This is a genomic window from Dactylosporangium sp. McL0621 (genome assembly GCF_049995355.1).
Lineage (GTDB): Bacteria > Actinomycetota > Actinomycetes > Mycobacteriales > Micromonosporaceae > Dactylosporangium.
Genome location: NZ_CP188259.1, coordinates 3,211,464 through 3,223,855, shown reverse-complemented (window position 1 = coordinate 3,223,855; position 12,392 = coordinate 3,211,464). Strand labels below are relative to the sequence as shown.

The window sequence follows — 12,392 nt, the reverse complement described above, 5'->3', positions numbered from 1 at the left end:
CGGCGCTCAGGACGCGTAGCGCTGCTCGTCGGCCGTGCCGGCCAGGTCCTCGTACAGCAGCAGCGGATCGTGGTCCAGGATCGCCTTCTCGAACCGGCGCAGGATCGGCGACGGCTCGATGCCGAGCTCCTCGGCGATCCGCTTGCGTAATTCGCGGTACACCTCGAGCGCCTCGATCTGGCGGCCGGAACGGTACAGCGCGACCATGAGCAGGCTGCACAGCTGCTCGCGCATCGGGTTCTGGGCGAACAGCTCGGTCAGCTCCGGCACGATCCGGGCGTGGTTGCCGACCCGCAGCTCGAGGTCGAACAGCAGCTCGTGCGCGGTGGTGCGGGCCTCGTCGTAGCGGGCGACGGTGGTGCGGCACAGCGGGCCGCCGGTCAGGCCGCCGAAGACCGGGCCCCGCCACAGGCTCAGGGCGCTGCGCAGGTCGGCGATGTCGCGGTAGGGGTCGACGCGCGGCCGGCTGCGGATGACGTCGACGGTGTGCAGGAAGGACATCGCGTCGACCTCGGTCCAGGCGACGGAGAAGCGGTACCCGGACACGCTGGTCACCAGCCGCGGCTCCCGCCGGTCCGGCTCCATGGCGGTGAGCACGCGCCGGATCCGGCTGATCTGCGCCTGTAGAGCGTTCTCCATCTTGAGCGGCGGGGTCGTCCCCCACAGCTCCTCAGCGAGCGCGTCCACGGTGATCAGATCATTGTTGGCCGCGATGAACGCCGCGACCAATGTCTGTTTCATCGTGCCCGAGACGCGGACGACGTGGTTTCGGTTTCGCATTTCCATCGCGCCGAGTACGAAGAAGCTCGTCATTTCACTTCCCACGTCGTGGCCGGCCGGAGAATTAGCGCGCACGGACACCAGCATCCACTCATGCGAATGCGACGATGTTCCCCCGTTTGATCCCAACCCGACCGATGATTGCACACGGTGTGGGGCTCTTCAACCGATCGGAGGAGGCCAACTCCCTACCGCTCCGCCCGACAATCGGGGAAATAGACCGAGCCCCGCCCCGGGCGGCACCGCCATCACCTGCGGAAATCGCGGGAAGATCGAGCGGGAGCCGCCGGGCGGGTCCGGTATCGTAGGCAGGCTCACCGAAGTGAGTCAATGTGTTGTACGCCCCTTCATGCAACGGTCACATTCACCGGCATATTCATGTGCAGCGTCATCCCCATCCTCACGGGAGTTCGATCAACATACCCGCGCCGACGGTCCGGTTGGTCGTTTCGTCGATGATGATGAACCCGCCGGTGGTGCGGTTGCGGCGGTACTCGTCGGCCAGCAGCGGCACCGTCGTGCGCAGCCGGACCCGGCCGATCTCGTTGAGCGCGAGGCGGCTCGCGGCCGTGTCGCGGTGCAGCGTGTTCACGTCGAGGCGGTACTGCAGGCCCCGGACCACCGTGCGGGCCGAGCGGGTCGTGTGCTTGATCGCGTACATGCCGCCGACCGTCAGCGGCCGGGTCTCGTCCATCCAGCAGACCATCGCCTCGATGTCCTGGGCGACCCGGGGCGCGTTGTTCGGCCGGCAGATGAGGTCGCCGCGGGCGATGTCGATCTCGTCGGCGAGGCGGATCGTGACCGACATCGGGGGGTACGCCTCGGCGAGCTCCCCGTCGGCGGTCTCGATGTGCGTGATCTTCGTGGTGAACCCGGACGGCAGCACCATGACCTCGTCGCCCGGGCGCAGCACGCCGCCGGCCACCTGCCCCGCGTAGGCGCGGTAGTCGGGCGCGGCCGCCGACTGCGGCCGGATGACGTACTGCACCGGAAATCGCACATCCACGAGATTGCGGTCCGAGGCGATGTGCACGTGCTCCAAATGGTGCAGCAGGGACGGCCCCTCGTACCACGGCATCCTGTCGCTGCGGGCCACGATGTTATCGCCGTGCAATGCCGAGATCGGAATCACGGAAAGATCCGGCACCGACAGTTTGGCCGCGAACGAGGTGAACTCCTCGGCGATGCGCTCGTGGACCTCCTGCGAGTAGTCCACCAGGTCCATCTTGTTCACGCACAGCACCAGGTGCGGCACCCGCAGCAGCGAGCACAGGAACGCGTGGCGGCGGGACTGCTCCACCAGGCCCTTGCGGGCGTCCACGAGGATCAGGGCCAGATCGGCGGTCGACGCGCCGGTGACCATGTTCCGCGTGTACTGGATGTGCCCGGGCGTGTCCGCGATGATGAACTTGCGCCGGGGGGTCGCGAAGTACCGGTACGCCACGTCGATCGTGATGCCCTGCTCCCGCTCGGCCCGCAGGCCGTCGGTGAGCAGCGCCAGGTTGGTGTACTCGTCCCCGCGCGAGCGCGAGGTCGCCTCGACCGCCTCCAGCTGGTCCTCGAAGATCGCCTTCGAGTCGTACAGCAGCCGCCCGATCAGCGTCGACTTGCCGTCGTCGACCGAACCCGCGGTCGCGAAACGCAACAGATCCATGGCTAGAAGTACCCCTCCCGCTTACGGTCCTCCATGGCCGCCTCGCTCACCTTGTCGTCGCCGCGGGTCGCCCCGCGCTCGGTGATGCGGGTGGCCGCGACCTCGTCGATGACCTTGTCGATCGTGTCCGCGTCGCTGCGCACCGCGGCCGTGCAGGACGCGTCGCCGACCGTGCGGTAGCGGACCCGCTCCACGGTGGACGTCTCCCCCGGCCGCAGCGGCAGGAACTCGTTGACGGCGTACAGCATCCCGTCGCGGTCGACCACCTCCCGCTCGTGCGCGTAGTAGATCCCCGGCAGCTCGATCCGCTCCCGGGCGATGTAGTGCCAGACGTCCAGCTCGGTCCAGTTCGACAGCGGGAACACCCGGATCGACTCCCCCGGCGCGATCCGGGCGTTGAACAGCGCCCACAGCTCCGGCCGCTGGCTGCGCGGGTCCCACTGCCCGAAGTCGTCGCGGAAGCTGAACACCCGCTCCTTCGCCCGCGCCTTCTCCTCGTCCCGGCGCGCCCCGCCGAACAGCGCGTCGAACCGGTACTTCTCCACCGCGTCGAGCAGCACCGGCGTCTGGATCCGGTTCCGCATCCCGTCGGCCGACTCGGCCACCTTCCCGGAGTCGATCGCCTCCTGGACGCTCGCGACGATCAGCTGCACGTTGAGCCCGGCCGCGCACCGGTCGCGGAACGCGAGCACCTCGGGGAAGTTGTGGCCGGTGTCGATGTGCATGACCGGCGCCGGGATCGGCGCGGCCGCGAACGCCTTGGACGCCAGGTGCAGCATCACGACCGAGTCCTTGCCGCCGGAGAACAGCAGGACCGGCCGCTCGAACTCGGCGACCACCTCCCGCATGATGAACACGCTCTCGGCCTCCAGCGCGTCCAGGTGGGAGAGCCGGCGCACGTGCGCCTCGTCACGCGATGGCATCTGCGGTCCTTTCCTCGGCGGGCGCGCCGTGCCCGAGCAGGCGCAGCAGCGGCTGGGTCATAGCCGTGGTGACGAGCGCCATCACCACGAACATCGCGAACAGCGGAAGGCCGAGCACCCCGAGCTGCAGGCCCAGGTTCAGCACGACCAGCTCGGTGAGGCCGCGGCAGTTCATCATCACGCCCAGGGCGAGCGCGTCACGGGGCGAGGCGCCCACGGCCCGGGCCGCGCCCGCCGTGCCGGCGAGCTTGCTCACCACCGCGACCGCCAGGATCAGCAGCGCGGTGAGCCACATCGCCGCGGTGAAGCCGATGAGCCGCACGTGGAGCCCGACGGTGACGAAGAACAGCGGCAGCATGACCCACAGGGTCACGCCCTCGATCTTCGTGGTCAGCTCGGCGACGAGCCGGGAGCCGCGGGGCATGACGACGCCGGCCAGGAAGGCCCCGAAGATGGGGTGCACCCCGATCCGCTCGGTCGCCAGCGCCGAGAGGAGCACGACGCAGATCATCGCCGCGGCGATGGGCAGCCCGACTTCGCCCCGGGCCCGGACGCGGTCGTCGAGGCGGCGCAGCAGTGGCCGTACCCCCCAGAGCATCACCGCGCCGAAGACGGCCACGAGCCCGACCGTCACCGCGACCCCGGCCAGCGACGTGCCCCGGACGACGGCGATGACGAGCGCCAGCACGCACCAGGCGGTCACGTCGCCGATGCCGGCCGCGGCGATGCCCTCGGCCCCGATCGGCGTGCCGAGCAGGCCGCGCTCGCGCAGGATCCAGGCCAGCACCGGGAACGCGGTGATGGCGAAGCCGACCCCGATGAACAACAGGAACGCCACCCCGCTGATCCCCGGCGGCGCGTAGGTGTCGCGCAGCAGGACGGCGACGCCGAGGCCGGCGGCGAATGGCAGCACGATGGTGGCGTGCCCGACCACGAGCGGGCGCGCGCCGGCCCGGCCGAGCAGGTCCAGCCGCAGCTCGGCGCCGATGAGGAACATGAAGAACACCACGCCGAACTGGGCCAGCGCGTCGAGGTAGGGCACCACGCCGGCCGGGAAGAACCAGCGCTGCGCGTCCGGGGCGAGCGCGCCGAAGAGCGACGGGCCGAGCGCGATGCCGATGAGCAGCTCGCTGACGACGCGGGGCTGGCCGAGGCGGGCCGCGAGCGCGCTGCCGAGCGCCCCGAGCGCGACGACCGTGACGGTGGCGATCAGCAGGTGGTAGACGATGCCCTGGGCCGGCGCCGGGTGGCCGGGCCCCGGGTCGCCGCGGGCGTCGCGCAGCAGGAAGAGCACGGCCGCGGCGGCGGGGAGGGCGACGAGGGCCGCGTACACGCCGATGTAGCGCCGATTTTTATCCACCGCCGTGGATATCTGGCTAGCATTGCGGGCGTTGTCCATACGAGCTCCCGGAGGTTTTTCGTGGCGTCACGTCTGGTCGTGGTCTCGGGCGGAGGAACGGGCATCGGGCGGGCGGTCGCGGCCGCGTTCGCCGATGCGGGCGACGAGGTCGCGGTCCTCGGCCGCCGGCCCGGCCCGCTGGCCGAGGCGGCGGAGAAGATCAACGCCTCGGCCGGGGCCGAGCGGGTGCGCGCGTACACCGCCGACCTGACCGAGCCCGAGCAGGTCCGGTCCGTCGCCGCGGAGATCACCGCCGGCGGCCGCCGGGTCGACGTGATCGTGAACAACGCCGGCGGCAACTTCGCGCCCGCGCCGCCGGACTCCCTCGAGCGCATCCGCGCCGACTGGGAGGCCAACGTCGCGGGCAACGTGCTGCCCACCGTGCTGCTCACCGCCGCCCTGCTGCCGGCCGTGCGCCGCCCGGGCGGCCGGATCGTCACCGTCACGTCGGTCGCGGCCTTCCGCGGCCCGGCCACCTACGGCGGTTCCAAGGCGGCGCTGCACCCGTGGTCGGCCGAGCTGGCGACCGCCCTGGCCCCGGAGGGCGTCACGGTCAACGTGGTGGCCCCCGGGTACATCCCCGACACCGAGTTCTACGGCGCCCGGATGAGCCCGGAGTTCGACGCCGGCCGCGCCGCCCAGGCCCCGATGCGCCGCGGCGGCACCCCGGCCGAGGTGGCCGCCGCCGTGCGCTACCTGGCCTCCGCCGAGGCCGGCTTCGTGACCGGCCAGATCCTGCAGATCAACGGGGGCGCCCTGTTCGGCCGCGGCTGAGCGGCTCAAGCCTGCGCGGCCTGGCGCTTGCGCGCCTCGGCGACCACCCGCATGGTGAGGGCCGCCGAGGCGCCCAGGTAGCTGCCGGGGTCGAAGATGGCCTCGAGGTCGGCCGGCCCGAGCACCGCGCGCACGTCGGGCGAGCTCGGCAGCAGCGTGCGCACCGGCACCCGCTCCTGCTGGGCCCGCTGGGTCAGGTCGTAGACGACCTCGTGCGCGTGCTGCTTGCCGAGCCGGGCGCCGAGGGCGAGCATCAGCCGCTCCGACATGATGTGGTCGGTGACCGCGTCGACGTTGCTCCGCAGCCGCTCGTGGTTGACGGTCAGCCCGGCGACGCTCTCCAGCACCATGGCGACGGCCGAGAGCGTGTAGTGCGCGGCGTCGGGCACGCAGGACCATTCCACGCGCAGCGCCCGCGAGTCGCGCTCGTGGTCGCCGACCATCCCGCCCAGCGCCACCCCGACCTGCGCGGCGGCGAGCCGGGCCATGACCACGACCTGCTCGCAGCGCTCGGGGTTGCGCTTGTGCGGCATGGTGCTGCTGCCGACCTTGCCGGGCCGCCAGGCCTCGGTCACCTCGCCGAACTCGGGCCGCGACAGCAGCCGGATCTCGTCGGCGATGCGGGCGAGGGTGCCGGCGAGCATGGCCAGGCCGCTGACGAACTCGACGACCCGGTCGCGGGCCACGTGCCAGCCGACGGCCGGGGCGGCGAGGCCGAGCCGGTCGCTGAACCGCTCCAGCAGCTCCGGGCCGTGCTCGCCGAAGGCGGCCATCGTGCCCGAGCCGCCGAAGAGCTGCGCGACGAGCACCCGCTCGCGCAGCTGCCGCAGCCGCTCGGCGTCGCGCGCGAGCTCGTCGACCCAGCTGGCCAGCTTGAGCCCGAAGCTCATCGGCAGCGCCGGCTGCGCGTGGGTGCGCCCGAGCGCCACCGTCTCGGCGTTGTCCTCGGCCAGGACGGCCAGGACCGCGAGCAGCTCGGCGAGCTGCGGCTCCAGCACGTCGAGCACGTCGCGCATCTCCAGCACCTGGCCGGTGTCCTGGATGTCCTGGGTGGTGGCGCCGTAGTGGATGAACTGTCCCGCCTGCGGCCCGCACGCCTTCTCGAAGACGCGCAGCAGCCCGACCAGCGAGTGCCCGCTGCGCTCGATCTCCTCCTCGACGGCGTCCAGGTCGATGTTCTCGATGCGGGCGGTCAGCGCGATCCGGTCGGCCATCTCCGGCGGGATCATGCCGAGCTCGGCCTGGGCGAGGGCGAGCGCGGCCTCGATGTCCAGCCAGCGCTGGTGGCGGCATACGTCGCAGAAGATCTCGCGGCTCGCCGGGGTGGCGTACCGGTTGCCGTAGAAGCGGGAGTCGGTGATGTGGCCGCGCTCGTGGCGGCACTCGGGCTTGTCCATGGTGACCGTTCTCCTATCGGGTGTACCGGGAGGTGCCGTACGGCGGCGCGGCGGGGTCGGTGTCGGCGGCCGCGGCCAGGCGCAGGGCCGCCTCGCGCGGGGTGACGCCGAGCCGCCGGGCCGACCCGGCGATGTCCTCGACGAGCCGGTGCATGATGCCCGCGAGGGAGTCCAGGACCCCCCGCGCCGTGGGGACCTGGCGCGGGCCGAAGAGCGCCTCCATCGACGCCGAGCCGCCGATCCCGCCGATGAAGTCGGGCACGACGAACACGCCCCGGGTGTGCAGGCCGGTCTCGGCCGAGTCGCTCAGGCCGCAGTTGGCGCCGACGGCGACCGCGCCGAAGCGCGCCTCGGCGACCGCCTTCTCGTCCATGGCGTCGGCCGCGGCCGCGAGCACGAGCACGTCGGCCGGGGCGGTGAACACCGCCGGGGCGGGCCGGCGGACGCCGGGCGCGGGCAGCTCGGGCACCGGGGTGCGGGCCGGGGCGGCCAGCATCCGGGGCACGTCGAGGCCGGCCGGGTCGGCGATGGTGCCGTGCTCGTCGGCGACCGCCACGAGCCGGGCTCCCTCCTCGTGCAGGGTGCAGGCCGCGGCCCGGCCGAGGTTGCCGAAGCCCTGCAGCGCGTAGGTGAACTCGCGGGCCGCGACGGTCGCCCGGGCGGCGCCGAGCACCGCGTGCCCCAGCGCGTGCCCGGCCCGCCGCTCGCTGAGCGTCATCAGCCCGACCCGGTCGTCGAGCCGCTCCATCCGCTCGTGGAACGCCTGGTCGGTCAGGCCCTGGGCCCGGCGGACGGCGTACTTGATCGACGGCAGCCCCACGGTGCCGGCGATGCGCTGCAGCTCGTTCCAGCCGGTGCCCATGTCGGAGCCCATGCTGAAGCGCTCGACCAGCTCGCCGCGCAGGAACGCCAGGAAGCCGCGCAGGATCTCGGCCTTGTGCGGCGAGCGCGGGTCGAGGTCGAGCCCGCACTTGGCGCCGTCGACGTTGACGCCGAGCACCCGCTGCTTGAGCGTCATGCGGGCGGCCAGCTCGGCGAGGTCGGTGTCGCGCAGCCCGGGCAGCAGCCGGCAGCCGCCGGCGGCCAGGGGGCGCGCGGTCCCGTCGTACGCGAGCCACCCGCGCACGCCGCGGCGCGGGTCCTCGTACGTGATGATCTCGGTCATGACCGCCGTACCCCCATCGGATCGCGGAGCAGCTGGGCAATGTCGTGCGCCGTGACCACGCCGAGCACGACCCCGGCGTCCAGCACGGTGAGGGCGTCGTCGCCGCCGTCGAGCAGCGCGACGGCCCGGTCGAGCGACTGCCCGGCCCCGGCGGTGGGCAGCGGCGGCCCGAGGTGCTCGCCGACCGGGTCGCCGAGATCGGCCTCGCCCCGGGCCAGCCGCCGCACCAGGCTCGCCTCGCGGGCGGTGCCGAGCACCTCGGCCGCCCGGACCGGGTGCGGGGCCCGGCTCACCAGCAGCTCGCGCACGCCGGCGCCGGCCATGGTCTTGAGCACCACGCCGACGCTCTCGCCGGGCTCGGCCGGGCCCGGGCGCCCGGGCCCGGCGGCGAGCACGTCGGCCAGGTGCGGCCCGGCCGCGTCGCGGGTGAAGCCGCTGCGGCCGAGCCACTCGTCGTTGAAGAGCTTGGAGAGGTACCCGCGCCCGGAGTCGGGCACGATGACGACCACGACGTCGTCGGGGCCGAGGCGCCCGGCCGCGGCCAGCGCGGCGGCGACCGCCATCCCGCCGGAGCCGCCGGTGAGGATGCCCTCCTCCAGCGCCAGGCGCCGGGTCAGGGCGACGGCCTCGCGGTCGTGGACGGCGAGGATCTCGTCGGGCACGCCCGGGTCGAAGGAGCCGGGCAGGCTGGGCTGGCCGACGCCCTCGACGAGGTACGGCCGCAGCGTCCGTCCCGAGTAGACGGAGCCGTCCGGGTCCGCGCCGACGACCCGGACGCGGCCGCCGGAGACCTCCTTGAGGTAGCGGCCGGTGCCCGAGATCGTGCCCCCGGTGCCGACGCCCGCCACGAAGCAGGTGACCCGCCCCGCGGTCTGGGCCCAGATCTCCGGGCCGGTGCTGTGGTAGTGCGACTCGGGGTTGGCCGCGTTGGCGTACTGGTCGGGCCGGTACGCCCCGGGCCGCTCGGCCGCGAGCCGGGCGGCGGTGTTGCGGTAGAAGTCCGGGTGCTCCGGCGGCACCGTGGACGGGCAGACGACCACCTCGGCGCCGTACGCGCGCAGCACCGCGATCTTGTCCGGGGAGACCTTGTCGGGGCAGGTGAACACGCACCGGTAGCCGCGCTGCTGGGCCACGAGGGCCAGGCCCACGCCGGTGTTGCCCGACGTCGGCTCGACGATCGTGCCGCCGGGGCGCAGCAGGCCGGCGCGCTCGGCGGCGTCGACCATCCGCAGCGCGATGCGGTCCTTGGCCGAGCCGCCCGGGTTGAACGACTCGAGCTTGGCCAGCACCGTGGGCGCGAGGCCCGCGGCGACCCGGCGCAGCCGGACGAGGGGCGTGTGCCCGATGAGGTCGAGGACCGACTCGTGGAACTCCATGGTCATGAGGGCGTTCCGTTCAGACGTCGGGAGGGCGAGACGTGCTCGAGGCTGGTGCGCACCTCGAGCACCGCCGGGCCCGGGTGGCGCAGCGCCTTGGCGAGGTACGCGCGGATCTCGTCGGGGTGCCCGGCGGTGAGCCCCAGCGCCCCGAACGACTCGGCCAGCGCGGCGAAGTCGGGGTTGGCGAGGTCCGTGGCGATCGTGCGGCCCGGGTAGTGCCGCTCCTGGTGCACGCGGATCGTGCCGTAGCTGGCGTTGTTGGCCACGATGTAGGTGATGTCGAGCTGCCGCTCGCACGCGGTGGCGAGCTCGCCCGGGTTCATCACGAGGCCGCCGTCGCCGACGACGACGACGGTCGGGCCGCCGTTGGGGCGCAGCGCGGCCGCGACGCCGGCGCCGGGGCCGAAACCCATGGCGCTGGACGAGATCCCGACGAGCCGCCCGCGTGCGCCGAAGCGCAGGTGGCGGTACACCCAGGCGGTGAACGTCCCCGAGTCGACCACGACTGTCGCGTCGCCGCCGGTCAGCTCGTCGAGGGTGGCCACGACGGCGCCGAAGACCACCCCGTCGCCGGCCGTGACCGGGTGCCAGACCGCCTGCGCCGCCTCGATGCCGTGCAGCTCGGCGCTCCACGCCGCGCGGCCGTGCGGGTCGCCGGTGCGCTCCCACCCGGCCAGCTCCGCGAGGAACCCGGCCGGGTCGGCCGCGCAGCCGGCCGCCACCGGGTGGTAGGTGCCGATGCGCTGCGCGTCCGGGTGGACGTGCACGAGCGGCTGGCGGCCGGGCAGCCGCCGGCCCGCGGTGGTCGTGTTGTCCAGCCGCGTGCCGACCGCGAGGATCAGGTCGGCCCGCGCGAGCGCGTCGAGCTGGGCGCGCGGGACGGAGTTGCTGAGGTGTCCGGCGTACTGCGGGTGCCGGTTGGCCAGCAGGTGCTGGCGCTTGTTGGCGGTGACGACCGGGATGTCGTGCCGCTCGGCGGCCTGCCGCAACAGGGTGCGCCCCTCGGCACTGTCCACCGCGGCCCCGGCGATGATGAGCGGGCGCTCGGCCCGGCACAGCAGCCGGCGTACCTCCGCGAGCACCTCGACCGGCACCGCGGCCCGGGTCGGCGCCCGCCCGGCCGCGCCCGGCACCAGCCGCGCCGGGTCGCCCACCGGCTGCGCGAGCACGTCCTCGGGGAGCACCAGCACGACCGGCCCGGGCGTGCCCGCGGTGGCCGTGCGCACGGCCCGCGCCACGAGCTCGCCGGCGTTGCCGGGATCGTGCAGCGTCCACACCGCCTTGGCGAACCCGCCGAAGAACCGGGCGCAGTCCAGGCCCTGGAACGGCTCCCGCTCGGTGCGGGCCAGCGGTACCCCGCCGACGAGCAGCAGCAACGGCGCGCCGTCCTCGGCCGCGGCGTGCACCGCGATCGCCGCGTTGGCCGCGCCCGGCCCCCGGCTGACCGCGCAGACGCCGGGCCGCCCGGTGAGCTTGGCGTCGGCGAGCGCGGCGAACCCGGCCGAGCCCTCGTGCCGGCAGGTGACGACGTCGATGCCGGGCTCGTCGTGCAGCGCGTCGAGCACCGGCAGGTAGCTCTCCCCGGCCACGCAGAACAGCCGGTCGGCGCCGTGTGCGCGCAGGCCGGCGACGATCGCGGTCGCCGCGGTGGGTGCGGTCATCTCCTCACCCCGCCGCCGGGGCCCGGTATCCGGCGGTGGCCAGCTCGGGCGGGTGGATGATCGCCGAGTCGTCGAAGGTCTGGTCCCGGCTCTGGTACTGCAGCAGCGCCAGCTCGGGCGCCACGTGGTGCCAGTGGGCCGCGCCCCGCTCGTAGCGGATCCGGCCCTGCCAGGTGTCGAACTCGCTCGCCTCGAGGGCGTCGATGAGGTCCTCGCGGGAATCGGAGCGCGCCGCGTCCAGGGCCGCCGCGATGATTGTGATGTCGGTGAAGTGGGTCAGCGCGGTGTCGGGCGGGAAGGTGCCGAAGCGCTCGGTGTAGCGGTCGATGAACCAGCGCCCGATCGGCGTGATGCCCTCCCACGACGGGCGGTAGCGCATGGCCGGCCACATGGTGCCCACGCCCGCGTCGCCGGTGAAGTTCCAGAAGTCGGCCGAGCGCAGCGGGAAGCCGAAGGTGACCATCATCGGCGTGCCCGGCAGCAGGCCCAGCGCCTTCGCCTGCTCGATGATCATGTAGTTGGTCTTGATGACGCCGCCGTTGACGAACAGGTCGGGCTCGAAGGTCTGGATGGCCTTGAGCGCGTCGGTGAAGTCGCTCGTGTCGTCCTGCGGGAAGTCGAAGCGCAGGAACTCCATGCCGTGCTTGGTGCGGCCGTAGTGCTCGAGCGTGTCGGCGGTCTGCTGGCCGAAGACGGTGTCGGCCGCGATGAGCCCGATGCGGTGCATGCCCTGCGACGCGGCGAAGTCGAGCATCACCGGCACCCGGTCGGCGATGGAGAAGTACGCCCGGAAGACGTTGCGCCGCTTCTCCGACGTGACCGTGCTGTGCCCGTTCTCGATGAAGATCGGCACGTCGTACCGCGTGGCGACGTCGACGACCCAGGGCGTGGTGCGCAGGTGCCACTGGCCCAGGGCCGCGGTGACCTCCTCGACGAGCGCGAGCTTGGTCATCTGGGCCGCGGACGAGCGGGCCATGCCCTCGGCCGCGGCGGTGGCCTGGTCGTCGTAGAGCACCAGCTCGATCTGGCGGCCGTCGCGCGTGCCGCCGTGCTCGCGGACGTACTCCACGCCGAGGCAGGCGCCGCGCACGACGAGCTCGCCGGCGGTCGCGTCGCCGGGCGCCGAGAGCGGGGTGATCACGCCGACGCGGACCGGGTTCTCCCCCGCGCCCTCGTTGGCCGCGTCGACCATCGCCTTGGCGCGGGCGTACGGGTTGTCGGCTGGTCGGGTCATCGCTGCCTCCATCGGATCGGGTGGGC

10 protein-coding genes are annotated in these 12,392 nt (G+C 73.4%); 1 reads left to right on the top strand and 9 read right to left on the bottom strand.

The annotated features are described in order from the left end of the window. Window positions 1-6: 6 nt before the first annotated feature. The 4 genes from ACPPVO_RS15130 to ACPPVO_RS15115 form a co-directional block, all read right to left on the bottom strand. Window positions 7-741 (bottom strand): AfsR/SARP family transcriptional regulator, encoded by a 735-nt coding sequence (locus ACPPVO_RS15130; protein ID WP_426511837.1) that lies wholly within the window; start codon window positions 739-741, stop codon window positions 7-9. 439 nt (window positions 742-1,180) lie between these two features. Continuing rightward, a complete protein-coding gene (locus ACPPVO_RS15125; RefSeq protein ID WP_426511836.1) occupies window positions 1,181-2,434 on the bottom strand; it encodes a sulfate adenylyltransferase subunit 1 in 1,254 nt (417 codons plus the stop codon). Between the two features lie 2 nt (window positions 2,435-2,436). Further along, the gene (gene cysD, locus ACPPVO_RS15120) at window positions 2,437-3,357 is read right to left on the bottom strand and encodes a sulfate adenylyltransferase subunit CysD (RefSeq protein WP_426511835.1); all 921 of its coding nucleotides are present in this window, start codon (window positions 3,355-3,357) and stop codon (window positions 2,437-2,439) included. Beyond that, window positions 3,344-4,717 carry a cation:proton antiporter gene (locus ACPPVO_RS15115; protein ID WP_426511834.1) on the bottom strand — a complete coding sequence of 458 codons (1,374 nt, stop codon included), beginning with the start codon at window positions 4,715-4,717 and terminating at the stop codon, window positions 3,344-3,346. The genes cysD and ACPPVO_RS15115 overlap by 14 nt, the downstream gene beginning before the upstream one ends. Window positions 4,718-4,777: 60 nt before the next feature. Here ACPPVO_RS15115 and ACPPVO_RS15110 point away from each other — a divergent pair, with 60 nt between their 5' ends. Continuing rightward, entirely contained in the window at window positions 4,778-5,530 is a 753-nt protein-coding gene (locus ACPPVO_RS15110) for an SDR family NAD(P)-dependent oxidoreductase (protein ID WP_426511833.1), read from the top strand. Window positions 5,531-5,535: 5 nt separating this feature from the next. On the opposite strand, the gene ACPPVO_RS15105 is transcribed toward ACPPVO_RS15110, so the two are convergent. From ACPPVO_RS15105 to ACPPVO_RS15085, 5 genes are read right to left on the bottom strand one after another with little or no spacing between them, the layout of a single operon-like run. Further along, window positions 5,536-6,927, bottom strand: a complete 1,392-nt coding sequence (locus ACPPVO_RS15105) for a class-II fumarase/aspartase family protein (RefSeq protein WP_426511832.1) — start codon at window positions 6,925-6,927, stop codon at window positions 5,536-5,538. A 13-nt stretch (window positions 6,928-6,940) separates the two neighbouring features. Next, window positions 6,941-8,092 carry a Glu/Leu/Phe/Val dehydrogenase dimerization domain-containing protein gene (locus ACPPVO_RS15100; RefSeq protein ID WP_360376098.1) on the bottom strand — a complete coding sequence of 384 codons (1,152 nt, stop codon included), beginning with the start codon at window positions 8,090-8,092 and terminating at the stop codon, window positions 6,941-6,943. Beyond that, window positions 8,089-9,468, bottom strand: coding sequence for a pyridoxal-phosphate dependent enzyme (locus ACPPVO_RS15095; RefSeq protein WP_426514631.1), 1,380 nt, complete (start codon window positions 9,466-9,468; stop codon window positions 8,089-8,091). Before ACPPVO_RS15095 ends, ACPPVO_RS15100 begins: the two co-directional genes overlap by 4 nt. Window positions 9,469-9,470: 2 nt before the next feature. Further along, window positions 9,471-11,132 carry a thiamine pyrophosphate-dependent enzyme gene (locus tag ACPPVO_RS15090; protein ID WP_426511831.1) on the bottom strand — a complete coding sequence of 554 codons (1,662 nt, stop codon included), beginning with the start codon at window positions 11,130-11,132 and terminating at the stop codon, window positions 9,471-9,473. A gap of 4 nt (window positions 11,133-11,136) precedes the next feature. Further along, on the bottom strand, window positions 11,137-12,366 hold the full coding sequence (locus ACPPVO_RS15085) for an ABC transporter substrate-binding protein (RefSeq protein WP_426511830.1): 1,230 nt from the start codon (window positions 12,364-12,366) through the stop codon (window positions 11,137-11,139). Between the last annotated feature and the right edge of the window lie 26 nt (window positions 12,367-12,392).

Excerpts from the sequence above, each read along its gene's own strand:
- ACPPVO_RS15130 (WP_426511837.1), bottom strand. The coding sequence starts at position 741 with ATGAAACAGACATTGGTCGCGGCGTTCATCGCGGCCAACAATGATCTG.
- ACPPVO_RS15125 (WP_426511836.1), bottom strand. The coding sequence starts at position 2,434 with ATGGATCTGTTGCGTTTCGCGACCGCGGGTTCGGTCGACGACGGCAAG.
- cysD (WP_426511835.1), bottom strand. The coding sequence starts at position 3,357 with ATGCCATCGCGTGACGAGGCGCACGTGCGCCGGCTCTCCCACCTGGAC.
- ACPPVO_RS15105 (WP_426511832.1), bottom strand. The coding sequence starts at position 6,927 with ATGGACAAGCCCGAGTGCCGCCACGAGCGCGGCCACATCACCGACTCC.
- ACPPVO_RS15100 (WP_360376098.1), bottom strand. The coding sequence starts at position 8,092 with ATGACCGAGATCATCACGTACGAGGACCCGCGCCGCGGCGTGCGCGGG.
- ACPPVO_RS15095 (WP_426514631.1), bottom strand. The coding sequence starts at position 9,468 with ATGGAGTTCCACGAGTCGGTCCTCGACCTCATCGGGCACACGCCCCTC.
- ACPPVO_RS15090 (WP_426511831.1), bottom strand. The coding sequence starts at position 11,132 with ATGACCGCACCCACCGCGGCGACCGCGATCGTCGCCGGCCTGCGCGCA.
- ACPPVO_RS15085 (WP_426511830.1), bottom strand. The coding sequence starts at position 12,366 with ATGACCCGACCAGCCGACAACCCGTACGCCCGCGCCAAGGCGATGGTC.